The 25,091-nt window shown below is 71.8% G+C and carries 20 protein-coding genes; 9 read left to right on the top strand and 11 right to left on the bottom strand.

Annotation, left to right across the window (positions count from 1 at the left end; translation table 11 throughout):
- Positions 1-31: 31 nt before the first annotated feature.
- The 4 genes from NMK44_RS03280 to NMK44_RS03265 all read right to left on the bottom strand — a co-directional run bounded on the left by NMK44_RS03280 (position 32) and on the right by NMK44_RS03265 (position 4,049).
- Positions 32-1,504 carry a GntP family permease gene (locus NMK44_RS03280; RefSeq protein WP_254738016.1) on the bottom strand — a complete coding sequence of 491 codons (1,473 nt, stop codon included), beginning with the start codon at positions 1,502-1,504 and terminating at the stop codon, positions 32-34.
- 231 nt (positions 1,505-1,735) lie between these two features.
- Positions 1,736-2,149: a RidA family protein gene (locus tag NMK44_RS03275; RefSeq protein WP_254738014.1), complete on the bottom strand. Its 414-nt coding sequence runs from the start codon at positions 2,147-2,149 to the stop codon at positions 1,736-1,738.
- Positions 2,146-2,985 (bottom strand): IclR family transcriptional regulator, encoded by an 840-nt coding sequence (locus tag NMK44_RS03270; RefSeq protein WP_254738012.1) that lies wholly within the window; start codon positions 2,983-2,985, stop codon positions 2,146-2,148. Before NMK44_RS03270 ends, NMK44_RS03275 begins: the two co-directional genes overlap by 4 nt.
- Positions 2,982-4,049, bottom strand: coding sequence for a sugar kinase (locus tag NMK44_RS03265; protein WP_254738705.1), 1,068 nt, complete (start codon positions 4,047-4,049; stop codon positions 2,982-2,984). The genes NMK44_RS03270 and NMK44_RS03265 overlap by 4 nt, the downstream gene beginning before the upstream one ends.
- A gap of 181 nt (positions 4,050-4,230) precedes the next feature.
- On the opposite strand from NMK44_RS03265, the gene NMK44_RS03260 reads away from it, so the two are divergent.
- The 4 genes from NMK44_RS03260 (at position 4,231) to NMK44_RS03245 (ending at position 9,534) form a co-directional block, all read left to right on the top strand.
- Entirely contained in the window at positions 4,231-5,532 is a 1,302-nt protein-coding gene (locus NMK44_RS03260; protein WP_254738010.1) for an alanine racemase, read from the top strand.
- Between the two features lie 529 nt (positions 5,533-6,061).
- On the top strand, positions 6,062-7,675 hold the full coding sequence (locus NMK44_RS03255) for an N-acyl-D-amino-acid deacylase family protein (protein WP_254738008.1): 1,614 nt from the start codon (positions 6,062-6,064) through the stop codon (positions 7,673-7,675).
- 141 nt (positions 7,676-7,816) lie between these two features.
- A complete protein-coding gene (locus NMK44_RS03250) occupies positions 7,817-9,028 on the top strand; it encodes a pyridoxal phosphate-dependent aminotransferase (RefSeq protein WP_254738006.1) in 1,212 nt (403 codons plus the stop codon).
- A 95-nt stretch (positions 9,029-9,123) separates the two neighbouring features.
- Positions 9,124-9,534 (top strand): SCO4983 family protein, encoded by a 411-nt coding sequence (locus NMK44_RS03245; protein WP_254738004.1) that lies wholly within the window; start codon positions 9,124-9,126, stop codon positions 9,532-9,534.
- 76 nt (positions 9,535-9,610) lie between these two features.
- Here NMK44_RS03245 and NMK44_RS03240 read toward each other — a convergent pair whose 3' ends face one another.
- Positions 9,611-11,452: a phosphoenolpyruvate carboxykinase (GTP) gene (locus tag NMK44_RS03240; protein ID WP_374215225.1), complete on the bottom strand. Its 1,842-nt coding sequence runs from the start codon at positions 11,450-11,452 to the stop codon at positions 9,611-9,613.
- Between the two features lie 255 nt (positions 11,453-11,707).
- Here NMK44_RS03240 and trhA point away from each other — a divergent pair, with 255 nt between their 5' ends.
- Complete coding sequence (gene trhA / locus NMK44_RS03235; RefSeq protein ID WP_254738000.1) at positions 11,708-12,409, top strand: PAQR family membrane homeostasis protein TrhA; 702 nt, start codon at positions 11,708-11,710, stop codon at positions 12,407-12,409.
- A 69-nt stretch (positions 12,410-12,478) separates the two neighbouring features.
- On the top strand, positions 12,479-13,105 hold the full coding sequence (locus tag NMK44_RS03230) for a TetR/AcrR family transcriptional regulator (protein WP_254737998.1): 627 nt from the start codon (positions 12,479-12,481) through the stop codon (positions 13,103-13,105).
- Between the two features lie 205 nt (positions 13,106-13,310).
- Here the strand turns inward: NMK44_RS03230 and NMK44_RS03225 are convergent, their stop codons facing one another.
- Positions 13,311-15,347, bottom strand: coding sequence for a thioredoxin domain-containing protein (locus NMK44_RS03225; protein WP_254737996.1), 2,037 nt, complete (start codon positions 15,345-15,347; stop codon positions 13,311-13,313).
- A gap of 155 nt (positions 15,348-15,502) precedes the next feature.
- Between NMK44_RS03225 and NMK44_RS03220 the strand changes: the two genes are divergently transcribed.
- Complete coding sequence (locus NMK44_RS03220) at positions 15,503-18,781, top strand: tetratricopeptide repeat protein (RefSeq protein ID WP_254737994.1); 3,279 nt, start codon at positions 15,503-15,505, stop codon at positions 18,779-18,781.
- Between the two features lie 86 nt (positions 18,782-18,867).
- On the opposite strand, the gene NMK44_RS03215 is transcribed toward NMK44_RS03220, so the two are convergent.
- Positions 18,868-19,128, bottom strand: a complete 261-nt coding sequence (locus NMK44_RS03215) for a hypothetical protein (RefSeq protein WP_254738703.1) — start codon at positions 19,126-19,128, stop codon at positions 18,868-18,870.
- Between the two features lie 7 nt (positions 19,129-19,135).
- Positions 19,136-20,008, bottom strand: a complete 873-nt coding sequence (mca, locus tag NMK44_RS03210) for a mycothiol conjugate amidase Mca (protein ID WP_254737983.1) — start codon at positions 20,006-20,008, stop codon at positions 19,136-19,138.
- A 95-nt stretch (positions 20,009-20,103) separates the two neighbouring features.
- On the opposite strand from mca, the gene NMK44_RS03205 reads away from it, so the two are divergent.
- Together NMK44_RS03205 and greA are read left to right on the top strand one after the other, a co-directional pair.
- Positions 20,104-20,514: a DUF4307 domain-containing protein gene (locus NMK44_RS03205; RefSeq protein WP_254737981.1), complete on the top strand. Its 411-nt coding sequence runs from the start codon at positions 20,104-20,106 to the stop codon at positions 20,512-20,514.
- 238 nt (positions 20,515-20,752) lie between these two features.
- Positions 20,753-21,250, top strand: coding sequence for a transcription elongation factor GreA (gene greA / locus NMK44_RS03200; protein WP_254737979.1), 498 nt, complete (start codon positions 20,753-20,755; stop codon positions 21,248-21,250).
- 121 nt (positions 21,251-21,371) lie between these two features.
- Here the strand turns inward: greA and NMK44_RS03195 are convergent, their stop codons facing one another.
- The 3 genes from NMK44_RS03195 to ilvA all read right to left on the bottom strand — a co-directional run bounded on the left by NMK44_RS03195 (position 21,372) and on the right by ilvA (position 24,717).
- Complete coding sequence (locus tag NMK44_RS03195) at positions 21,372-22,235, bottom strand: ABC transporter permease (protein WP_254737977.1); 864 nt, start codon at positions 22,233-22,235, stop codon at positions 21,372-21,374.
- Positions 22,235-23,317 carry an ATP-binding cassette domain-containing protein gene (locus NMK44_RS03190; RefSeq protein WP_254737975.1) on the bottom strand — a complete coding sequence of 361 codons (1,083 nt, stop codon included), beginning with the start codon at positions 23,315-23,317 and terminating at the stop codon, positions 22,235-22,237. The genes NMK44_RS03195 and NMK44_RS03190 overlap by 1 nt, the downstream gene beginning before the upstream one ends.
- A gap of 236 nt (positions 23,318-23,553) precedes the next feature.
- Entirely contained in the window at positions 23,554-24,717 is a 1,164-nt protein-coding gene (gene ilvA, locus NMK44_RS03185; RefSeq protein ID WP_254738701.1) for a threonine ammonia-lyase, read from the bottom strand.
- Positions 24,718-25,091 lie beyond the last annotated feature (374 nt).

The following is a 25,091-nucleotide window of genomic DNA, read 5'->3' as shown; positions in this document are numbered from 1 at the left end:
CGGACTCCCTTCGGGGAGACCGGCGTCCGCCCTAGATCACCAGGCTGAGCAGACCGGCGACCACGAAGCCCGCCACCGACAGCACCGATTCCAGCACCGTCCATGACTTCAGGGTGTCCCGCTCGGATATCCCGAAGTACTTGGCGACCATCCAGAACCCGCCGTCGTTGACATGCGAGGCGAAGATCGAGCCCGCCGATATCGCCATGATGACCAGCGCCAGATGGGCCTGGGAGTAGTCGCCCCCGGCCAGCATCGGGGAGACGATCCCGGCCGTGGTGACGATCGCGACCGTCGCCGACCCCTGCGCGACCCGCAGCACCAGCGCGATCAGCCAGGACAGCAGGATCACCGGCAGCCCCGCGCTGTCGAAGGCATCCGCCAGCGCCTGGGCCACCCCGCTCCCCTTGAGCACCGCGCCGAACACCCCGCCCGCGCCCACCACCAGCAGGATGTTGCCCACCGGCTTGAGCGAGGCGGTGCACACCGACTCCAGCGAGTTCCGCGACCAGCCGCGCCGGATGCCCAGCAGGTAGAAGGCGAGGAAGAGCGCGATGGTCAGCGCCACGAAGGGATGGCCGAAGAACTCGATCACCGAGCGTCCGGTGCTCGGGTCCAGCGCGACGGAGGAGAACGTGGCGCAGAGGATGAGGACCAGCGGGGTGCCGATGATCGCCAGCACCGTGCCCACCGGTACCGGCCGCTCCGCCGGAACAGCGCCCGCCGCCCGCTGTTCGGCCTCGACCGCGGCCCGTGCCTCCTCGGCCGCCTCCACCATGTCCTGCGGTACGGGGACGAAGAGCCGCCGGCCGATCCACGCCGCGTAGACCCAGGCGGCCAGCACCGAGGGCACCCCGACCAGCACGCCCATCAGGATGACCCAGCCCAGGTCGACATGGAGCAGCCCGGCCGCGGCCACCGGACCCGGATGCGGCGGCAGGAAGGCATGGGTCATGGACAGCCCCGCGAGCAGCGGCATGGCGTAGAGCACGATCGACTTACCGCTGCGCCGGGCGGCCGCGTAGACGATGGGCGCCAGGACGAAGATGCCGACGTCGAAGAAGACGGGTATGCCGAAAATGAGCCCGGTCAGCCCCATCGCCAGCGGGGCCCGCCGCTCGCCGAACAGACCGAGCAGCCGCGAACTGAGCGCCTCGGCGCCGCCGGAGACCTCCAGGATCGCCCCCAGCATGGTGCCGAGGCCGATGATGATGGCGATATGGCCGAGGATGCCGCCCATCCCGGTCTCGATGAGCGAGACGGCGTCGGACTTCTGGACGGTGCCGAAGAGTTCGGTGACCGAGAGCCCGGCGGCCAGGCCCACCGCGATGGAGACGCCGAGCAGTGCCACGAAGGGCTGGAGGCGGATCTTGATGATCAGGTACAGCAGGAGCGCGATACCGAGGGCGGCGACGGTCAGCAGTCCTGCGGTGCCGGGGATGACCGTCAGCAACCCACCGGTGTGCGGTGGGGTCTGCGCAGCGGAAGCGGCCGCGAGCAGCATGGGGAACTCCCGAAAACGGGTAGGGGGCAGCGCCGCACGGCGGAGGACCGCGCGGTCGGGGAGCCGGGATGAGGTTGATCGGAACTCCGTGTCCTGCGGATGTGGGGGGTTGGCCGGAGGAATCGGGGACGGAAGGGGGACCGCGGCGGGCGGGGCGGGGGAAGCCCGGGTGCACTACGGGGGATGGGGCCTCACACACCCCCCGCCCGCCGCGGGGATCGGGGACGGGCGTCAGCCGAGGACGGCGAGCGCGTCGATCTCCACGAGCAGTCCGGCGGGGAGCCCGACGTAGATCGTGGTACGGGCCGAGGGCGCTTCCTTCAGGTCCGCGAAGAACTCGTCGTAGAGGGCGTTGAACTCGGCGAAGTGGGCGGTGTCGGTGAGGTAGATGCGGATCATCATCACGTCCTCCCAGCTCGCCCCGCCCTCCTCCAGGACGGCCTGCACATTGCGCAGGGTCTGGAGGGACTGCTCGCGCAGGGTCGGTCCGACCGGGGCCGGGGCCTGGCCCGGGACCGCCGGGCCGAAGCCGACCTGACCGGCGACCTGGAGGATGTTGCCCTTCTTCACGCCGTGCGAGAACTTGGCGGGCGGGGTGGTGTGTCCGGCCGGGGTGATCGCGGTCTTCTGCAGCTTCTCGCTCATGAAAGGGGTTCCTTGGCTCTCTTGTCGGTTCTGACCGCCTGCGGGCCGAGGGTCCGCGGCGCTACCGACATCGCATCATGCGGCGCCGGTGCCGGGGCACTTCCGGAGTACTCCCGGCTGATCGCCTCCGCGGTCCGGCGCACCTGCGGGAGCAGGGTGAGGAGTTCATCCGCGGTGACCACGACATTGGGCGCCGACACCGAGCACGCGGCCACCACCCGGCCGTCGGCTCCCCGGATGGGCGCCCCGACGCAGTTGATGGACTCCTCGTGGCCGCCGAGGTCGGTGGCCCAGCCCTGTTCCCGTACGAGGGCCAGCTCCTTGAGGAACGCGGCGGCGTTCGGGGTCGAACGGGCCGTGTACGCGGGGTAGGTGAGCCGTTCGGCCACCGCGCGCCGCTCCGGTTCCGGCAGATCGGCCAGCAGCAGCTTGGCGACGGCGGCGACGGTGATCGCGACGGGTTTGCCGATCCGCGAGTACATCCGTACCGGATAGCGGCTCTCCACCTTGTCGATGTAGAGGACCTCGTTCTCCTCGTACACCGCGAGGTGCACCGTGTGGCCGCACCGTTCGTTGAGCGCGACCAGATGAGGGTGGGCGATCTCGCGGACGTCCAGGTTCTCCACGGCCTGCTGCGCGAGGGCGAACAGCCGGGCGCCGAGCCGGTAGCGCTGGTCCTCCTGCCGGTAGACCATGCCGTGGCCGTGCAGGGTGCGCAGCAGCCGCAGCGCTGTCGACTTGTGCACCCCGAGCCGGGTGGCGACCTGTTCCAGATTGGCGGGCCCCTCCGCGAGCAGGGGCAGGATGCTCAGCGCTCGGTCGACGGTCTGGCTCATGGGTTGGATACCTCCACCGCTGCGGTCTCGGGCGCCGATCGCGCCGGGACCATCCCTCCGGGGCCGAATCGCAGTGTCCCCCATGCGGCGGCATCGAGTGCCACCCATCGGTCGGCCCGCTCCCGGGAGGGCGGGGTGGCCAGGTCGCCGGGGACGGTGAGCGCGGCGGCGGCCATCAGATGGCCGTGGCGCAGCCGTTCGGCGACCGGCAGCCCGCGCAGGGTGCCGGAGAGGAATCCGGCGGCGAATGCGTCCCCGGCGCCGACGGGTGCCACGACCTCGACGAGCGGGGCGGGTTCGGCGGTGACGGTGTCCGTCCCGCCGGGTCCGCGGGCGTAGGCGGTGGCCCCGGCGGCACCCCGTTTGACGACCAGCAGCGCCGGTTCGGGCAGCGCGGCCCGGATCGCGTCGGCGCCGCGCACCCCCCAGGCGGCCTCGGCCTCGTCCTCGCCGACGAAGACCAGATCGCAGCCGCGGGCCAGGTCGAGCAGGACGGCGGGGCCGTGCCCGTCCTCGTCCCGCCACAGCTCCAGGCGGTAGTTGACGTCGAAGGAGACCAGGGGGCGGCCGGGCGCGGGGGCGGTCAGCTCATGTGTCAGGGCGAGGCAGTCGTCGGAGAGGGCGGGAGTGATCCCGGTCAGATGGAGGATCCGGCCGGACCACAGCTCCTCGCGCGGCATCAGGGCGGGGGACATGGCCGCGGCGGCGGATCCGGCCCGGTAGTAGAGGACCTCGGCGAGCGGCTCCCCGGTGTCGTGCTCACCGGCGCTGTCCGCACCGGGCGCGGGCTCCTGGCCGACGGCGCGCTCCCCCGCCGTGCGGAAGTAGATACCGGTGGGGCGGCGGGGGTCCCGCCGCACCCGGCTGACGTCCACCCCCGCGGCCGCGATCTCGGTCAGCAGATGATCGCCGAACCCGTCCGTACCGACCCTGCTGATCCAGCGCGCACGGTGGCCGCAGCGGGCCAGACCGCAGGCGACATTGGACTCGGCCCCGCCGATACCGCGTGCGAAGGAGGGCACATCGGCGAGGCGGCCCGGCCGGGACGGGACGAAGGTCACCATCGACTCGCCGAGGCACACGACGTCGACGCTCACGGCAGGGGGCACGATCGATCCCGCTCCTCAGCTGTCGGGGCCCGGCACACACCGTTGACCGGGTGCTTGGCCGGATGTTAGACAGCGCTGAGCGTCATACGCAATGAATGTTGCACATGTTGCAATCGAACCAAATGGAGGCGCCTCCATGGCCACCGACCTCAGCGGCCCGTCGTCCCTCGATGAGCTCGCTCGGGAGCGTGTCGACCACCGCTTCAAGGGGCTGCCCCCGACCGCCGACGGCCTGACCGTGGGCGAACTGGCTGCCGAGCGCCGCTCGCTGTTCACCGGCGGGTTCACCACCCCGGTACTGGCGCTCTCCGCCGAGGCCCTGGAACACAACCTGCTGGAGATGGAGCGCTACTCCGCCGCCCACCGGCTGGCCTTCGCCCCGCACGGCAAGACCTCGATGGCCCCGCGGCTCTTCGAGCGCCAACTCGACCACGGCGCCTGGGGGATCACCGCCGCCGTCCCCTCCCATGTACGGATGTACCGGGTCTTCGGCATCCAGCGGATCTTCCTCGCCAACGAGGTCGTGGACGCCGCGGCGCTGCATTGGCTCGCGGGTGAGCTGGACGCCGACCCCGACTTCCGGTTCATCGCCTACGTGGACTCCGTCCGCGGGGTCGAGCTGATGGACGAGGCGCTGCGCGCGGCGGGCGCCCGCCGCGCGGTGGACGTGGTGATCGAGCTGGGCGCGGGCGAAGGCGCGCGCACCGGGGTGCGCACCGAGGCCGAGTGCGCCGCGGTCGCCGACGCGGTCGCGGCCGCCCGCACCCTGCGGCTGGTCGGCGTCGCCGGGTACGAGGGCGAGGTGCCCCGGCCGGACACCGAGCGGGTCCGCGCGTGGATGCGCCGGCTCACCGCGCTGGCGGCCGGGTTCGACGCGGAGGGCCGCTTCGCGGAGCTCGGCGAGGACGACGAGATCGTGGTGAGCGCGGGCGGCAGCGCGTGGTTCGACGTGGTGGCCGAGGTCCTCACGGAACTGCCCGGGCTGTCCCGGCCGGTGCTGAAGCTGCTGCGCTCGGGGGCGTATGTCTCCCACGACGACGGCCACTACCGCGAGCGGACCCCGTTCAACCGGATCCCGCAGGAGGGCGCGCTGCACCCGGCCTTCCGGCTGTGGGCGCAGGTCGTCTCCCGTCCGGAGCCCGGCCAGGCGTTCCTCAACGCGGGCAAGCGGGACGCCGCATACGACCTGGACCTGCCCGAACCCCAGGTCATCCGCTCCGCCCGGGACGGCTCCACCCGCCCGGCGGCCGGGCTCACCGTCACCGGCCTCTCCGACCAGCACGCCTGGGTCGCGGTCGCGGACGGCGCCGAGCTGGAGGTCGGCGACTGGGTGGGGCTCGGCCTCTCCCACCCGTGCACCAGCTTCGACAAGTGGCCGCTGATCCCGGTGGCCGAGGCGGACGGAACGGTGACGGACTACGTCCGCACCTTCTTCTAGGCCCCTGTCCTGTCGGTCTTCGTGGATCAGCCGATGATCCCGACAACGCGGCGAGGCACGGTGCCAGGCGTCGCGGGCCCACGAGGACCGGCAGGACAGAGCCCGGTACCGCGTCGGCCGGGGTTCGCGCGGTGGCGAGGCGGCCTGGTCCGGTCAGCCCGCGAAGCGCCGGACCGGCCTCGCGGGGGCACCCCGGACGGGGCCTGAGGGAGGGTCCGCTCGGCCGGTTCAGCCGCGCCGCGGAGGGGCACTTCCCAGCAGTGGCCGGGGACGGCCGTACCGGGTCCGGCGAGCGGGGCGGCCCCTGGCTGACACGGCGCCCGCCCCGTCCCTCCCGGGACGGCGCCCCGGGGCCCCCGAGGCGGGTCGAAGCCCGGGTGGCCCGCGGCCGGGAGGCGTGGGCCCGGCCCGGGCCTCGGCCGGGGTATGGGGAACCCACGGGGTTCCCACGGGACCGAGGGGCGGGTGGGCGGGCACGACAGCGCGCCGAGGGCGCGACCGGCACGGCGAGAGGGAGGCGGCACCGGCCATGGACCTGGTCATCCGCGACGCACATGTCATCGACGGCACCGGCGGCGCCGCCTTCCGGGCCGATGTGGCCGTGACCGGCGGCCGGATCGCCGCCGTGGTCCGGGAGGGCACCGGGCCACGGCCGGGCGCCCGCCGGGTGCTGGACGCCGACGGGCTGGCCCTCTCCCCCGGCTTCATCGATATGCACGCGCACAGCGATCTCGCGCTGCTCCGCGATCCCGACCACTCCGCGAAGGCCGCCCAGGGCGTGACCCTGGAGGTCATCGGACAGGACGGTCTGTCCTACGCGCCGGTCGACGACCGTACGCTCGCCGAGATCCGCACCGCCATCACCGGCTGGAACGGCGACGGCTCCGACATCGACTTCGACTGGCGCGACGTGGGCGGCTATCTGGACCGCCTCGACCGCGGGGTGGACGGCGAGGGCATCGCGGTCAACGCCGCGTACCTGGTGCCGCAGGGCACCGTACGGATGCTCGCGCTCGGCTGGGAGGACCGCGCCGCCGCGCCCGCCGAACTGGCCCGGATGAAGCGGCTGGTGGCCGAGGGACTGGAACAGGGCGCGGTCGGGATGTCCTCGGGGCTCACCTACACCCCCGGGATGTACGCCCCGGACGCCGAACTCACCGAGCTGTGCCGGGTGGTCGCGGCGTACGACGGCTACTACTGCCCGCACCACCGCTCCTACGGCGCGGGCGCGCTGCGCGCCTACGCGGAGATGGTGGCGCTCACCCGCGAGGCGGGCTGCGCCCTGCACCTGGCACACGCCACCTTGAACTTCGGCGTGAACGAGGGCCGTGCCCCCGAGCTGATCGCACTGCTTGACGCGGCGCTCGACGAGGGTGCCGACATCACCCTGGACACCTATCCGTATCTCCCGGGCTGCACCACACTCGCCGCGATGCTGCCGAGCTGGGCCGCCGAGGGCGGGCCGGAGGCGGCACTCGACCGGCTGCGGGACGACGCGACGGCGGAGCGGATCCGGCGGGTCATGGAGGTGGAGGGCGCGGACGGCTGCCACGGGGTGCCGATCGACTGGGACACCATCGAGATCTCCGGGGTGAACGACCCGGCGCTGGGCGGTCATATCGGCCGGACGGTCGCGGAGAGCGCGCGGGAGCGCGGTGAGGCGCCCTGGGCCACCGCGCGCCGGCTGCTGCTGGCGGACCGGCTCGGCCCGACGATCCTCCAGCACGTGGGCCATGAGGAGAACGTGCGGGCGATCATGAAGCATCCGGTGCACACCGGCGGCAGCGACGGCATCCTGCACGGCGCCAAACCGCATCCGCGCGCGTACGGCACCTTCCCGCACTACCTGGGCCACTACGCGCGGGAGCTCGGGGTGCTCCCGCTGGAGGAGTGCGTGGCCCATCTGACCGGCCGCCCGGCGGCCCGGCTGCGGCTGCCGGACCGGGGTCTGGTGCGCGAGGGGTACCGGGCGGACCTGGTGCTCTTCGATCCGCGGACGGTGGCGGCGGGCTCGACGTTCGCGGCGCCGCGCACCCTTCCGGTGGGGATTCCGCACGTCCTGATCGACGGGCGCTTCGTGATGGAGGACGGCCGCCGGACGAATGTGCTGGCGGGCCGCTCGGTACGCCGTCACACGGGCTGACCGGGACCCCTCCGGTATGCGTCCGGGCCGGTCGGCGGTGGTGTGCGCCCCGGCGCCCGTCGCCCCCGGGCGCTCCCGCGCACCGTCCACGTGGTGAAAAACACCGAGCGTCCCCGGGGGCACCGCCGTAAGGTTGCCGACATGCAGGTGATCCAGTCCACGAAGCTCGCCAACGTCTGCTACGAAATCCGTGGCCCGGTGCTCGAGGAGGCGATGCGACTGGAGGCAGCAGGTCACCGCATCCTCAAGCTGAACACCGGCAACCCGGCGACCTTCGGCTTCGAGTGCCCGCCGGAGATCCTCGAGGACATGCTCCGCAACCTCGGCGACGCGCATGGCTACGGCGATGCCAAGGGCCTGCTGACCGCCCGCCGCGCGGTGATGCAGCACTACCAGACCAAGGGGATCGACCTCGATGTCGAGGACATCTTCCTGGGGAACGGCGTCTCCGAGCTGATCCAGATGTCCATGCAGGCGCTGCTGGACGACGGGGACGAGGTCCTGGTCCCCTCCCCGGACTACCCGCTGTGGACCGCCGCGGTCTCGCTCTCCGGCGGCACCGCCGTGCACTACCGCTGCGATGAGCAGTCGGACTGGCTGCCGGACCTCGCCGACATCGAGCGCAAGGTGACCGACCGCACCAAGGCGATCGTGATCATCAACCCGAACAACCCCACCGGCGCGGTCTACGACGACGAGGTGCTGCGCGGGATCACCGAGATCGCCCGGCGCCACCGGCTGATCGTCTGTTCCGACGAGATCTACGACAAGATCCTCTACGACGACGCCACCCACACCCCCACCACCACGATCGCCCCCGATCTGCTGACCCTGACCTTCAACGGGCTCTCCAAGGCCTACCGGGTCGCGGGCTACCGCAGCGGCTGGCTCGCGGTCTGCGGTCCGAAGGCCCATGCCGCCAGCTATCTGGAGGGGCTGACGATCCTGGCCAATATGCGGCTGTGCGCCAATATGCCCGCGCAGCACGCGGTGGCCACCGCCCTCGGCGGCCGTCAGTCGATCAATGATCTGGTGCTGCCCGGCGGGCGGCTGGTGGAGCAGCGCGATGTCGCCTATGAGCTGCTGACCCAGATCCCGGGTGTGACCTGTGTGAAGCCCAAGGGCGCGCTGTACGCGTTCCCCAAGCTGGACCCCAAGGTCTACAAGATCAAGGACGACCGGCAGATGGTGCTCGATCTGCTGCGCTCCGAGAAGATCATGATCGTCCACGGTACGGGCTTCAACTGGCCGGAGCCGGACCACTTCCGCATCGTCACGCTCCCGGCCAAGGAGGACCTGGCCGACGCGGTGACCCGGATCGGCAACTTCCTGGACGGCTACGGCCAGCCGTGAGCGGCGCCGGATCCGGGTGATCCGTTTTAGCGAAGACTCAACTTTAGACAGCGTCTAAGTTAGGATGGCCTCCTGAGCATTTTTGGAGGCCATCCATGTACGAGCCGATCCGCACCAAGTCGGTCCACACCATGGCCGGACCCGAGCCCGACTTCCCCCATCGCTCCCGCGAGGAGGAGCTGGACATCCGGCTCGCCGGACATCTGACCGCGCTGCTGACCGTCACCGACGAGTTGCGCGCCCTCGCCCCGGACCGGGCTCTGGACGACGCTGCCGAGCGGATCGCCGCCCAGGTCAAGCGGCTCGGCGACGGCCGCGGCCCGCTGCGGGCCGCACCCTCGGCGAGCGCCGCCGCCCCGGCCCGGATAGCCGCGCTGCACCAGCGGGCGCACACCCTGGCCGGATGGGCCCTGGTCGTGGCCACCACCCGGGAGGACACCGCGGGCACCGCGCTGGCGGCCGAGCGCCTGGATGCCCACGCGGTGGCGCTGGGCCTGACCGGCTGAGGACGCTCTCTGCCGATCACGGGGCCGGGGCCCGCACCGTACGGTGCGGGCCCCGGCCCTCGGCGTTTCCCGTGGCTCAGCCCAGACGCTTCACCAGGGCGTGGTACTCGTCCCACATCTCCTTCGGCGTGTGGTCACCGAAGGTGTTGAGGTGGTCGGGGACGAGCGCCGCCTCCTCGCGCCACACGTCCTTGTCGACGGTGAGCAGCAGGTCCAGGTCGGCGTCGGCCATGCCCAGACCGTCGGTGTCCAGCGCCTCACGGGTCGGCAGCACACCGATCGGGGTCTCCACACCCTCGGCCTTGCCGTCCAGCCGGTCGACGATCCACTTCAGCACCCGGCTGTTCTCACCGAAGCCCGGCCACACGAAGCGGCCACCGGCGTCCTTGCGGAACCAGTTGACGTAGTAGATCTTCGGCAGCTTGGCCGCCGCCTCCGCGTCGTCCTTCTTGCCGACCTTGACCCAGTGAGCCATGTAGTCGCCCATGTTGTAACCGCAGAACGGCAGCATGGCGAACGGGTCGCGGCGCAGCTCACCGACCTTGCCCTCGGCCGCGGCGGTCTTCTCGCTGGCCACGTTGGCGCCCAGGAAGACACCGTGCTGCCAGTCGAAGGACTCGGTGACCAGCGGGACCGCGCTGGCGCGGCGGCCGCCGAAGAGGATCGCCGAGATCGGCACGCCCTTGGGGTCCTCCCACTCGGGCGCGATGATCGGGCACTGGCCGGCGGGAACGGTGAAACGGGCGTTGGGGTGGGCCGCGGGCGTCCCGGCGGCCGGGGTCCAGTCGTTGCCCTTCCAGTCGGTCAGATGAGCGGGCTCCTCCTCGGTCATGCCCTCCCACCACACATCGCCGTCGTCGGTGAGCGCGACGTTGGTGAAGACCGAGTTGCCCCACAGGGTCTTCATGGCGTTGGCGTTGGTGTGCTCACCGGTGCCGGGCGCGACTCCGAAGAAGCCCGCCTCGGGGTTGATCGCGTAGAGCCTGCCGTCCTCGCCGAACCGCATCCAGGCGATGTCGTCGCCGATGGTCTCGACCGTCCAGCCGGGGATGGTCGGCTCCAGCATCGCGAGGTTGGTCTTGCCGCAGGCGCTGGGGAAGGCGGCGGCGACGTACTTGGCCTCACCGCGCGGCGGGGTGAGCTTGAGGATCAGCATGTGCTCGGCGAGCCAGCCCTCGTCACGCGCCATGACCGAGGCGATACGCAGCGCGTAGCACTTCTTGCCGAGCAGGGCGTTCCCGCCGTAGCCGGAGCCGTAGGACCAGATCTCCCGCGCCTCGGGGAAGTGCGAGATGTACTTGGTGGAGTTGCAGGGCCACGGCACGTCGGCCTGGCCGGGCTCCAGCGGGGCGCCGAGGGTGTGCACGGCCTTCACGAAGAAGCCCTCGTCGCCGAGGACGTCCAGGACGTCCTGCCCCATGCGGGTCATGGTGCGCATGGAGACCGCCACGTAGGCGGAGTCGGTGATCTCGACGCCGATCGCGGACAGCGGCGAGCCCAGCGGACCCATGCAGAAGGGCACCACGTACATCGTGCGGCCGCGCATCGAGCCGCGGAAGATCCCCTGCTCACCTGAGAAGATCTCGCGCATCTCGGCGGGAGCCTTCCAGTGGTTCGTCGGGCCCGCGTCCGCCTCCTTCTCGGAGCAGATGTACGTGCGGTCCTCGACCCGGGCCACATCGCTGGGGTCGGAGGCCGCGTAGTACGAGTTCGGGCGCTTGATCGGATCCAGGCGTTTGAAGGTGCCCTTCTCGACCAGCTCGCCGCACAACCGGCCGTACTCCGCCTCTGATCCGTCGCACCAGACCACCGCGTCGGGCTGGGTGAGGGCGGCGATCTCGCCGACCCAGGCGATGAGCCCCTGGTGGCTGGTCGGGGCCGGGCTGGTGAGGGAGGAAGCCACATTGCTGGGCGCCACGATCGCTCCATCCCGCCGGAATGGCATGGTCCGGCGTTATCGATTGAGGGTTTGTGCGGATATGTGCACGCACATCCGCTTTTATGGAGACAGCTACCCCTTGGGGGCTGCGACCCGGATGCTCAGCTCATCCGGTGCCGACCGCGCTCATTTGATCATCCGACGGTGTGAGCCATCTGTCCAGTGGGCACCTTGGTGACCATCACCACTCGACATGGGGCGGTAACTTACGGTGGCGTAGGTAGCATGAGCGCCATGACTGCCGCCTCGCCCGACGCCGCCGTTGACGAATCCCCAGGGCCCGAAGCAACCCCACCGCTCCCCCTGAAGCCCCTGCTGCGCGGCTGGCTGCACGCCGGCATGTTCCCTGCCGCGCTGATCTCCGGGGTGGTCCTCACCGCACTCGCCGACAGCCCGCGCGGCCGCCTGGCCTGCGCCATCTTCACGCTGACCGCGTGCGCGCTGTTCGGGGTCAGCGCGCTGTACCACCGCGGCAATTGGGGCCCGCGCGCCACCGCGGTGCTCCGGCGGCTGGATCACGCCAATATCTTCCTGATCATCGCGGGCACCTACACGCCCTTCACGCTGCTGCTCCTGCCGGACGGCAAACAGCAGCTACTGCTGTGGCTGGTGTGGGCCGGAGCGCTCGCCGGGATCGCCTTCCGGGTGTTCTGGGTCGGCGCCCCGCGCTGGCTCTACACCCCGTGCTACATCGCGCTGGGCTGGGCGGCGGTCTTCTTCCTCCCCGACTTCATGCGGACCGGCGGAATCGCCGTGATGACGCTGATCATCGTCGGCGGACTGCTCTACAGCGCGGGCGCGGTGATCTACGGGACCAAGCGCCCCAACCCCTCGCCGCGCTGGTTCGGCTTCCACGAGGTGTTCCACTCGTTCACGCTGGCGGCGTTCGTGGTGCACTACGTGGGCATCTCGCTGGTGGCCTATCAGCACCCCTGACACGCTCCTCCGCCGGAAGTGGAGGCGGAATCGGCCCCGTTCCAAGGCCGATGCCGGACAATGAGAGACATGGCACGCACGATGTCCGCCGCCGAGCGGTCCGCGCCGCGGACCGCCCCCGGGCTCCGTGAGCGGAAGAAGATCAAGACCCGGCGGGCGATCCGGCAGGCGGCCTACCGGCTCTTCGTGGAACAGGGCTACGACGCCACCCCGGTAGACCGGATCGCCGAGGCGGCCGATGTCTCCCCCAGCACCGTCTTCCGCTACTTCCCCACCAAGGAAGACATCGTCCTCACGGACGAGTACGACGCGCTCATCGCGGCCGCGATCCGCGAACGCCCCCTGGACGAGTCCCCGGTCGCGGCGCTGCGCCGCGTGCTCCTGGACCTGCTGGGGCAGTTCACCGCGGCCGAGCGCAAGGAACTGCTGACCCGGCTCACCCTGGTGCGCGGTATCCCGGCGCTGCGCGCCCGCCTGGGCGAGGGACTGGCCACGACGAGCGCGACGCTGGGCGAGGCGATGGCCGAGCGCAGCGGCCGCTCACCGGACGACTTCGAGGTGCGCGTCACGGTCGGAGCGATCCTGGGCGCGCTCCAGGAGGCCATCTTCCACTGCCTGGACCACCGCCGGGTCGAGGACATGGAAGCCACCCTCGACCAAGCCCTCGACCTCCTCTCCTGCGGCCTCCCCCTCTGACCCACCGACCACCGCTGACGTGCGTCGGCCCCCGACGGGGCGGCAGCCCGGCCGGACCGGCCCCGGCGGGGGCTGAGGGCCCGGCGGGGCGGGCCCTCACACGTCACACGGACTGAGGCACCACCAGGCTGCCCGGTGCCCCTGCCCGCTGTGGGCAGGGGCGGGGGCACGGGCCGCGCGGGCGTGGGGCCGTGCCCCGCCGGCGTCAGCCGTTGAGCTTCGCGGCCAGGGCGTCCGCGTCCGCGGTGGGGGCGTCGCAGGTGAAGTGGCGGCAGACATAGGCCGCCGGGCGGCCCTCCAGCAGCGGGCGGTCCAGCAGCAGCGGGATCTCCTCGGAGCCGGGCTCGCCGACCGCGACCACCGCGCCGGGCGCGGTGCCCAGCAGGGCGGCCCGGTGCAGGGCGCGGGTCGCCGGGTCGCCGTCGGGGCCGACCACCGCGACCTCGCGCGGTCCGTCGAGCGCCGCCTCGGCCACCGCGAGCCCCCAGCCGATGAAGCGCGGGACGCGTGCGCCGAGCGCGCGCACCACGGCGAGCGCCCGCTCGGCGGCCTCCCGGTGGCGGGTGCTGCCCGTGACGGCGGCGTACGACAACAGGGCGCCCGCGGCCGCCGTCCAGCCCGAGGGCGCGGCGTTGTCCGTCGGGTCCTGGGGCCGCCGGATGAGCGCCTCCGCGTCATCGGCGGTGTCGAACAGCGTGCCGTCCTCGGCGGTGAAGTGGCGCAGCACCGTGTCCAGGAGCAGCCCGGCGAACTCGACCCACACCCCCTCGCCGGTGACGGAGGACAGGGCGAGGAAGCCCTCGGCCACATCGGCGTAGTCCTCCAGCACCGCGGCGTGGGCGCCGCGGGTGCCGTCCAGCGAGGTGCGCGCCAGCCGTCCGTGCTGGTCCATGTGGACGCGGACGAGCAGATCGGCGGCCTCGATGGCGGCGTCGACGAGATCGGGCCGGTCGAAGTACGCACCGGTCTCGGCGAGGGCGGCGACGGCCAGTCCGTTCCAGGCGGCGACGATCTTGTCGTCACGGCCGGGGCGGGCCCGCCGCTCCCTGGCGGCCAGCAGCCGCTGCCGCACCGAGGCGACCCGCTCGGCCTCCACCGGCCGCGCGCCGTCGGGGAGCTGGAGCACCGAGGCGCCCTCTTCGAAGGTGCCGTCCTCGGTCACCCCGAAATACCCGGCGGCGAACTCGGCATCGGCCTCGCCGAGGGCCTCGCGCAGCCGCTCGGGGGTCCAGACGTAGTACGCGCCCTCGACGTGCCGCCCGGTGCCGTCGTCGCTGTCGGCGTCCAGCGCGGAGGCGAATCCGCCCTGTCCGGTGCGCATCTCGCGGATCAGGAACTCGGCGGTCTCCAGAGCGACACGGCGGGCGAGATCCGAGCCGGTGGCCCGCCACAGATGGGCGTAGACCCGGCCCAGCAGCGCGTTGTCGTAGAGCATCTTCTCGAAGTGCGGCACGGTCCAGGTGGTGTCGACCGCGTAGCGCGCGAATCCGCCGCCGAGCTGGTCGTAGATCCCGCCGCGGGCCATCGCCTCACAGGTGGCCGACACCATCTGGAGGGCGCCCTCGGAGCCGGTGCGGGCGTGGTGGCGCAACAGGAACTCCAGCGCCATGGACGGCGGGAACTTGGGAGCGCCGCCGAACCCCCCGCGCACCGCGTCGAACTCCCGGGTCAGCCCCATGAGCGCGGCATGCAGATCCTCGGTGCCGGGCGGCTGGGGCGCGCCGGACCCCAGCGCGATCCCGGTGCGCTCGGCCAGGTCCCGCACGATCCGCCCGGCGACATCACGGACCTCCTCGCGGCGGTCCGTCCACGCGGCGCGCACCCCCTCCAGCACCTGCCGGAAGGAGGGCATGCCGTGGCGCGGGGCGGGCGGGAAGTACGTGCCGAAGTAGAAGGGCTCGGCGTCAGGGGTCAGGAACACCGTCATCGGCCAGCCACCCTGACCGGTGGCGGCCTGCACCGCCTCCATGTACACCGCGTCGACGTCCGGCCGCTCCTCGCGGTCGACCTTGACGGAGACGAACTGCTCGTTGAGGTAGGCGGCGGTGGTCTCGTCCTCGAACGACTCGTGCGCCATCACATGGCACCAGTGACAGCTGGAATAGCCGACGCTCAGCAGCACGGGCACCCCGCGGCGGCGCGCCTCCTCGAACGCCTCGTCGGACCACGGCCGCCAGTCGACCGGATTGTCGGCGTGCTGAAGGAGGTACGGGGACGTCTCGTGGGCCAGACGGTTCGGCATGCCCCCATCCTCTCCCAACTCCCGGATGACGCGAGTTGTCCACAGGGCGGCTCCGGCGGGAGTTATCCACAGGGCTGCCGGATAAGAGCCAGAAACGGAAGACTTGGGAGCAACACGCGGTCGACGCGTGGCACATGCGCGAGGAGGGGGATCCCATGCCGGGCTCGCTGGAGGCGCTTCGGGACAGTCATCGGACCGAGGTCGAGCGGCTGCTGTCGCGTGCCGTGGAGGAGGAGGTGCGCCGTTCGGGCGGGCGCACGGACGGCGGGGTGCTGCTCAGCCGGGCGCGCGGCGCGCTGGAGGGGATGGCGGCCAGTGCGGCCGAGGAGTACGGCGCGTATGTGCGCGCTCTGGAGGAGTCGGAGGCGGGCAGCCGGCCGCTGTCCGCGCGGCTGTCGGGCGGACAGCTCGGCACCCCTGCGCTCGCGGTCGCGGTCGCGGCGGCCGCGGCGTTCGGCGCGGACCTCACCTTCGGTGTCCCGGTGGGCGCCGCGCTGGGCGCGGGCGTGACCGCGGCGCTGGCCGGATCGGCTGCCGCGGTCCTCAAGCTCACGGCGGGACACTGGCCCGCGGCCCACCGTCAGGCCGCGCTGCGCCATCAGCCGGGCGGGGCGGAGCAGCTACGGCTGCAGTGGCTCACGGCGGTCGAGGTGCGCGGCATCCGCCCGTTCATCGACCAGCACCGGATGACCACGGCCGCCACCCGTCAGGGCGGCGGTTCGAAGCGGGTGTCGGCCGCCGCGGGACAGGCGCCGCGGCTGCGCGGTGCCGACCGCAGCCAGGCCGCCCGCAGACGCACCGTGCTGGAGCAGTCCTTCGCCCATCTCCCTGAGGCGGAGGGTCCGTTCGCCGGGCGCCGCGCCCAGATCACCCAGATCGCGCAGTGGGTGCGGCAGGCCCGGGCCAGCACCGAGACCCGGCCGACCGTGGTGCTGCTGGAGGGGCCGCCGGGCTCGGGCCGCACCATGCTGGCCGTGCGCGCGGCGCACCATCTGCGGGACCAGTTCCGCGGGGCGTGTCTGGTGGATCTGCGCGGGGACAGCGCCGGACAGGCCCCGCTGCCGACGCGTGACGCGCTGCTGCACCTGCTGAACCGGCTGGGCGCGCCCCGGGACCAGCTGCTGTTCCGGGAGCGCTCCAGCCAGGAGCAGCACGTCAAGCGGCTCACCGAGCTGTACCACCAGCATCTGACCGGGCTGCCCGTCACCATCGTGCTGGACGACGCCAGCGATGCGGAGCAGGTGCGCACCCTGGTCCCCGAGCAGTCCGACAGCCTGATCCTGGTCACCTCGCGCACCCCGATCACCCTGCCCGCCGACCTCGGCGCCTGGGTGCACCGGCTGGAGGTGGGCCCGCTGGACGAGCCGGGCGCCGAGGAGCTGCTGCGGGAGTCCGCCGAGGAGCCCGCGGGGGCCGGGCCCTATGACGCGCAGTCCGTCGAGCGGATCGCGGTGCTGTGCGGGCGGCTGCCGCTGGCGCTGCGGATCGCGGGCTCCTCGCTGGGTGTGCGCACCCCCGCCGCCCTGGTCACCGAGCTGGAGGCGTACGGCCCGGTGGGCGCCGTCGAGCGCACCCTGTGGCTGCGCTACACCGACCAGCCGGAGGGCGCCCGGCGGCTGTTCCGGCGGCTGGCGCTGGCCGGGCGGGCCAGTCTGGGCACGGCCGCCGCGGCCGCGCTGCTGGCCACCGATGAGCAGGAGGCGGCCCGTCATCTGGAGGCGCTGGCCCGCGCCGGGCTGATCCAGCACGTCCGGGGCAGCCGCTACCGCCTGCATGATGTGCTGCGGACCTTCGCCCATGCCCGGCTGCTGGACGAGGAGGAGCCGGAGCAGCGCACCGCCGCCCAGGAGCGGCTGATCCGCAGCTACGCCGAGCTGGCGGACTCGGTGATCCGGCTGGTCGACGGCAAGACGTCCACCCGCGCCGATATCTTCGCCAAGGGCGCGGGCCACGGCTTCACCTCGCTGGAGTCCGCGCTGCGCTGGCTGGACGACGAGTCCAGCTTCATCACCGCGGCGCTGCGCCACGCGGAGGGCGTGGACCAGTCCGCGGTGCTGCATCTGCTGGGCGCCCTGTGCGACTACTGCCTGCTGCGCGGCGATCTCTACCGGCTGGGCGAGATCAGCGAGCTGACCCAGGCCGTCGACCAGGGGCTGCTGGTGCGGTCCGTGCAGTGGCGCACCGGTATCGCCGCCCGCCAGCTCGGTGAGCTGGACCAGGCGCGCACCACCCTGTCCTCGGTGGTGGACCTGTACTTCGAGGCCCAGCACGAGGCCGGGGCGGCCCGGGCGCTGTGCAGTCTGGGCATCACCCTGCACCACCAGGGCCAGCTCGCGGAGGCCGCGGCGAAGCTGCGCGAGGCGCTGGGGCTCCAGTCCGCCGAGGCGCTGCGCGGGGACCGCGCCTGGACGATGCACGCGCTGGCCGCCGTGGAGCGGGACCGGGGGCGGCTGGCCGAAGCGCTGGAGCTGCTGGCCGGTGCCCTGGAGCTGCACCGGGAGAGCGAGAGTCTGCACGGCCAGGCATGGGCCCACTTCCAGCTGGGCCAGGCATGTCTGCGGATGGGCGAGGTGGGGCGCGCGGAGGCCGAGCTGCGGGAGGCGCTGGACGCCTACAGCACCACCCATGACCAGCGCGGCGAGGCATGGGCGCTGACCCAGCTGGCGCGGGCCCGGCTGGTGGACGGGGAGGCGTCGGTCGCCGTCGACCAGCTCCGCCAGGCCCTCTCCCGCCACCGGGAGAACGAGGACGCGCGCGGTGAGGCGTGGACGCTGTACTACCTGGGCCAGGCGCTGGAGGAGCGCGGCGACCACGATTCGGCGGTGCGCGAGCTGGAGCGGGCCCGCACCATGTTCAGCCGGATGCGGGACGCGTACGGGCTGGCCTGCGCCCGGCACCATTCGGCGCGGGTCACCCGGGACCTCAGGGCGGCCCAGACCGGTTCGCTGCGCAACAGCGGGTTCGCCCGTCAGCTCCTCCAGGACGCCCGGCAGGACTTCCACCGGGTGGGCGTGGCCCATGGCGAGGCGTGGTCCTGTGTGGAGCTGGCCGTGATCGACGCGGGGAACGGCAAAGCCGCCCAGGCGCTGGAGCTGGTCGACGAGGCGGCCGCGCTGTTCGCCGGGTACGAGGACCGGCGCGGCCGCTCCTGGGCCCGGTTCCTGCGCTGCACCCTGCTGCCGTTCGCCTCGGCGGGCGGTTCGGTGATCGGTACCGCGGTGGCTCAGGAGGAGCTGGCGGAGCTCCGCCGTGAGCTCCGTGAGCAGGACCCGCCCCGGGACCCCCGGCTGGAGGGGTGCGCGGACGCGTTCGCGCTGGTGCTGGAGCGCGGTGTGGAGCCGGAGACGGGCTGGCAGGCGTGGCAGCTCGGGATGGTCCCGAGCCGCCACTCCCGTGAGGTCACGGCGGTGCTGCCGGACGCTCCCGCCGCCTAGGTCCTGTCCCGCCGCGGCCTTCGTGGATCAGCTCGTGGGAGACGGCCCGGCGGGGGCCCGGCGGGGCACCGGCCCGACGGGTCGGGTCAGGCCGGGCTCTCGCCCTTGGGGCGGTCGGCGGGGGCGGTGCTGGCCGCGGTCCCGGCGGACGCCTTGGCGGGCTCGGGGCCCTCCTCGAAGTCCACCTTCTTCATGTGCTTGTTCATGGACTTCATCAGCAGCCACACCGCGCCGCCGATCAGTGCGAAGACGATGAAACCGAGGACGCCCGGAGTCACCTTGTTCTCGTCCAGCTCCTTGGCGAGCGGGACGAGGTGCGTTACGGCGAGGGTGCTGGTCGAGCTCATCATGAGGTCAATTGTTGCGGATGCCCGCGAAGAGGTCGTCCTCGGGGAGGGAGGTGTCCACGAGCGACTTGGCGAGCTCGTACTCCTCCGTGGGCCAGACCTCCCGCTGGACGTCCATCGGGACGCGGAACCAGCCGCCGTCGGGGTCGATCTGCGTACGGTGCGCGATCAGCGCCTTGTCGCGGATCTCGAAGAACTCGGCGCACGGCACATACGTGGTCAGGGTGCGCTCGGGCCGTCCGAAGTCCTTCCAGCGCTCCAGCCACTCCCCGTACGGCGACTCCAGCCCGCGGGCCAGCAGCGCCTCGTGCAGCGCGACCGTGCGCGGCCGGTTGAAGCCCTGGTTGTAGTAGAGCTTCTGCGGCTGCCACGGCTCCCCGGTCCCGGGGTAGCGCTCGGGGTCGCCCGCCGCCTCGAAGGCCACCATCGTGATCTTGTGGGTCATGATGTGGTCGGGGTGCGGATAGCCGCCGTTCTCGTCATAGGTGGTGATCACCTGCGGCTTGAAGGTGCGGATCAGCTCCACCAGCCGGCCCGCCGCCTCCTCCACGTCCTGGAGCGCGAAGCAGCCCTCCGGCAGCGGCGGCAGCGGGTCGCCCTCGGGCAGCCCGGAGTCCACGAACCCCAGCCACTCCTGCTTCACACCGAGGATCTCGCGCGCCTCGTCCATCTCCTTGGCGCGGACCTCGTGGATGTGCTCCTCGATATAGGGGTCCCCCTGGAGCTTGGGGTTGAGGATGGAGCCGCGCTCACCACCGGTGCAGGTCGCGACCAGCACGTCCACCCCCTCGGACACGTACTTGGCCATGGTGGCCGCGCCCTTGCTCGACTCGTCGTCAGGGTGCGCGTGCACGGCCATCAAACGCAGCTGCTCAGTCAAGTTCGATCCTCAGTGATTCGTCGCGGAAGACGGCTTCTATAGTGACCCACGGCGGGGTCGAATAATTCCGAGTCCCCCGAGCAGGAGGAAGGATCATGGCCGCGGTGCGCGAAGGTCTGCCCGACGGGCGCTACGGCCGCTCTGCCGACGCACGCGCTGACCGGACGCTGAAGATCGTGGGAGCCGTGCTCGGTGCCGGGCTGCTCGCCCTGATCTCCTGGTTCGGATACGCGTACATCACCGGCGAGGACGTCAGCGGCCGGGTGCTCGGTTTCCAGGTGGTCGCGGAGGACGCCGTCGAGGTCCGGCTCGAGGTCATGAAGGACCAGGACACCACCGGGGTCTGCACGGTCCGTACGCTGGACAAGGACCACGCCGAGGTGGGCCGTAAGGACTTCACCTTCGCCCAGCGCGAGGACGAGCTCGTGAAGGTCGTCACGGTGCGCACCACGGGCCGTGCCACCGCCGCAGAGCTGGTCGACTGCAAGGCCGCCTCGGGCCGCTGAGCCCCCACGGGGAGGCGATGGAGCCGTCCGCCGACCGGGTGTCCGATGAACGGACGGTACGTGTCGTTCAGCGGAGTGCGATCTGACCAGGGCTGACAGGTTTCCTCCGGGTTCCGCCCAGTTCCCTCCTCCCTGTTTGTTGCCGGAATTGTTAGGCTCGTGGTTTCGCCCGGCTTTGAAGGCGCACCCTTCTGAGTAGGGCGTTCATTTGTATTCCCAGTACCGACGAGGAGCACCTGTGACCCAGACCAGCGAGAACGTCACCTGGCTGACCCAGGAGGCGTACGACCAGCTCAAGGCCGAGCTGGAGTACCTGTCGGGTCCTGCACGTGTCGAGATCGCCAAGAAGATCGAGGCTGCCCGGGAGGAGGGTGACCTCCGCGAGAACGGGGGTTACCACGCCGCCAAGGAGGAGCAGGGCAAGCAGGAGCTCCGGGTGCGTCAGCTGACGCAGCTCCTGGAGCAGGCGAAGGTCGGCGAGGCACCCGCGGACACCGGTGTGGTCGCCCCCGGCATGGTGGTCACGATCGCCTTCGACGGCGACCCGGATGACACCCTCACCTTCCTGCTGGCCTCTCGTGAGTACGCGAGCGCGGACATCGAGACCTACTCCCCGCAGTCTCCGCTGGGCTCGGGTGTGACCGGCAAGAAGATCGGCCAGGACGCCGAGTACGAGCTGCCCAACGGCCGCACCGCGTCGGTGCGGATCCTGGAGGCCAAGCCGTACCAGGGCTGAGCGCCCCTCGCCCGCCGTACCTCGCGCGGAGCCCCGGCCGTCGGAACGGCCGGGGCTCCGCGCTGTCCGCGCTGTCCGCGGGTTCCGGGATCCGGCCCTCCAGGGGCCGGACCGGGTGGGCTCAGGCGGTCGCCGAGCGGTACTTCCGGACCGACAGCGTCCGGAAGGCCAGGATGATCACGACCGACCAGAGCACCGACGCCGCCACCGGATGCTGCATCGGCCAGGCGTCCGAGACCACGCCCTGCGGATTGCCGAACAGCTCACGGCAGCCCTGGACGGTGGCGCTGAACGGGTTCCAGTCGGCGATGTGCCCCAGGAACGCGGGCATCTGGCTGGAGGGCACGAAGGCGTTGGAGATGAAGGTCAGCGGGAACAGCCAGATCAGCCCACCGGACGTGGCCGCCTCGGGCGTCCGTACCGACAGCCCGATCAGCGCGCCGATCCAGGAGAAGGCGTAGCCGAGCAGAAGCAGCAGCCCGAAGGCGGCGAGTGCGTTCAGGATTCCGTCGTGGATCCGCCAGCCCACGATGAGCGCGACGATCGCCAGCACGACCAGGGTGAGCGCCGTCTGCACCAGATCCGCGAGCGTACGGCCGGTGAGCACCGCGCCGCGTGCCATCGGCAGTGAGCGGAAGCGGTCGATCAGCCCCTTGTGCATATCGTCGGCGATCCCGGCGCCCGCGCCCGCGGTGGCGAAGGTCACCGTCTGCGCGAAGATCCCGGCCATCAGGAACTCGCGATATACCGTCGCGTCCGTGCTGCTCTGCCCGGGGATCATGATCGCGCCACCGAAGACATAGCTGAACAGCACCACGAACATGATCGGCTGGATCAGGCCGAAGATGACCACTTCCGGGATGCGCATCATCCGGATCAGATTCCGCTTGGCGACCACCAGGGAATCCCGTACGGATGCCAGCGGTCCGCCGCGCGGGCGGGGCGCCGCAGCGACGGTGGCACCGGTCTCCTCGACGACGGCCATCACTTTCCTCCCTTGCCGGTGGTGCCGGTGGTGCCGGTGGTCCCGGTAGTGCCAGCGGTGCCGGTGGTCCCGGCGGCCCCGGCGGTCCCGGCGGGCGCCTGGTCCGCGTCCGCGGACGTGCGGCCCGGATCCGCGCCGTCCTCCTCGGCACCGTGGCCGGTGAGGGAGATGAACACGTCGTCGAGGGTCGGGCGGCGCAGCCCGATGTCATCGATCTCGACGCCGCGGTTGTCCAGTTCCCGGATGACCTCGGCGAGCAGTTTGGCCCCGCCGACGACCGGGACGGTGACCTTGCGGGTGTGCTCCTGCACGGTGGTCTCGCCCTTGCCCAGGGCGCGCAGCACCTGCTCCGCGACCGCGATGTGGTCGCGCTCGTGCACCACGACCTCCACCCGCTCCCCGCCGGTGCGGGCCTTGAGCTGGTCGGAGGTGCCGCGCGCGATGACCCGGCCGCGGTCGATGACGCAGATGTCATGCGCCAGGTGGTCCGCCTCCTCCAGGTACTGCGTGGTCAGCAGCAGGGTCGTACCGCCGGCCACCAGTTCCTGGATGACCTCCCACAGCGCCTGCCGGTTGCGCGGGTCGAGGCCGGTGGTCGGCTCGTCCATGAACATCACCGGCGGGCTGACGACCAGGGCCGCCGCGAGGTCCAGGCGGCGCCGCATACCGCCGGAGTAGGTCTTGGCGGTGCGGTCGGCGGCGTCCGTGAGGTTGAACCGTTCCAACAGCTCGCCCGCGCGCGCCTTGGCCGCCCGCGCGGGCATCTGGTAGAGCTGCCCGACCATCTCGAGGTTCTCGCGGCCGGTCAGATACTCGTCGACGGCCGCGAACTGGCCGGACAGCCCGATCGAGCGGCGGACCTCGTTGGGGTGTTTCAGGACATCCACACCCGCGACCACCGCCCGTCCGCTGTCCGGGCGGAGCAGGGTGGTGAGGACACGCACCGCCGTGGTCTTGCCGGCGCCGTTCGGGCCGAGCAGTCCGAGCACGGTTCCTTCGGGTACGTCGAGGTCGACGCCGTCCAGAGCCCTTACGTCGCCGAAGGTTTTCACCAGACCCTCGGCATGAATAGCGCCTGGCATGTTGGCACTCCCAGGAGGTTGGGTCGTTCCACGGAGATCTTCTGACGCCGCGGTGAGCGACTGTTTTTCGCCACGGCGGATGCGCCTTCTCAATAAAGGCATATTTCCGCCGCTTTGTGCAGCGTGCGGCAGTAGGCAGATAGGAAGAGTAGCGCAGACGCGATACATCGCGACATGCGTTTCACCGATCTCACCGCGCCAGTCCGGCCCGACCCGTCACTCCGACTCCTGGAGCGTCAGGCCATCACGGTGTACCCCGCCGAGCTCAGCGCCTCCCGCACCTCGTCGCAGTGGTCCGGCCCCTTGGTCTCCAGGTGCAGCTCGACCTCCGCCTCACTGAGCCCCAGCCGCGGATTGGTGCGTACATGGCTCACGTCAAGGACGTTGGCGTCCACCACCGACAGCGCCCCCAGCAGCGAGGCCAGCGCCCCCGGCCGGTCGGTGAGCCGCAGCCGCAGTGACAGGTACCGGCCCGCCGCGGCCATTCCGTGCCGCAGGATCCGCTGCATCAGCAGCGGATCGACGTTGCCGCCCGAGAGCACCGCGATCACCGGGCCCTCGAACGACTCCGGCGCCGAGAGCAGCGCGGCCACCGGACTCGCCCCCGCCGGTTCCACCACCAGCTTCGCCCGCTCCAGACAGAGCAGCAGCGCGCTGGACAGCTCGTCCTCGGTGACGGTGCGGACCTCGTCGACCAGTTCGTCGATGATCGCGAACGGTACGTCGCCCGGCCGTGCGACCTTGATGCCGTCGGCCATCGTCACCGGCGCCTCGATCGACACCGGACGCCCGGCGGCCAGCGACGGCGGATACGCCGCGGCGCCCTCCGCCTGCACGCCCACCAGCCGTACGTCCGGGCGCAGCGCCTTCACCGCGACCGCGACCCCGGCCGCCAGTCCGCCGCCGCCGATGCCCACCACCACGGTGCGCACCTCGGGGCACTGCTCCAGGAGCTCCAGCCCCAGCGTGCCCTGGCCCGCGATGATGTCGGGGTGGTCGAAGGGGTGGATGAAGACCGCGCCGGTCCGCTCGGCGTACTCCTGCGCCGCCCGCATCGTCTCGTCCACGATCTGGCCGCGCAGCAGGACCTCGGCGCCGTAGTCACGGGTGGCCGCGATCTTCGGCAGCGGTGCCCCCTCCGGCATGAACACGGTCGAGCGCACGCCCAGCAGCGAGGCGGCCAGTGCGACGCCCTGCGCATGGTTCCCGGCGCTCGCCGCGACCACGCCCGCCGCCCGTTCCTCGGCGCTCAGGCCCGCGATCCGCACATAGGCGCCGCGCAGCTTGAAGGAACCGGTGCGCTGGAGGTTCTCGCATTTCAGCTGGACCGGTGAGCCGACCAGGGAGGAGAGATGACGACTGCCTTCCAGTGCGGTGATCCGGGAGACCCCCGACAGCATCTTCTGTGCCTTGCGCACATCGTCGAGTGTGATCGCGGAGGGTGCGGTGTGCGGGGCGGAATCGTTTCGCCCGCCTTCGTCGCCGGGTCGTGGAGCCATGGCCCCAGTCTTACAGCTCGTCGCCGTGAGAGGGGCCCGGGGCGGCGCCGGAACCCCCGGCAACCGGGCGTTCCCCCAGTCCCCGCCCCTGCGCCGCCGGCCCAGCACCGCCACGCCCGCCACGCCCCACCCCCGGCGTGACCGCATCGCGCCAACAGGGGCGTGTGCGGGGGCCGCGGGCCCCAGCGGGGAGAACCTGCCGGAAAACCGCCGCCACTGGTTCAACCACTGCCCCGTGACCCGGCGACCCCCGCGCCACCAGGCATAACCCTCCG

Origin of the sequence: Streptomyces cucumeris, assembly GCF_024295805.1 — a bacterium.
Taxonomy (GTDB): Bacteria; Actinomycetota; Actinomycetes; order Streptomycetales; family Streptomycetaceae; genus Streptomyces; species Streptomyces cucumeris.
The sequence above is the reverse complement of the archived record's forward strand: the minus strand, read 5'-3'. Positions and strand labels throughout refer to the sequence as shown.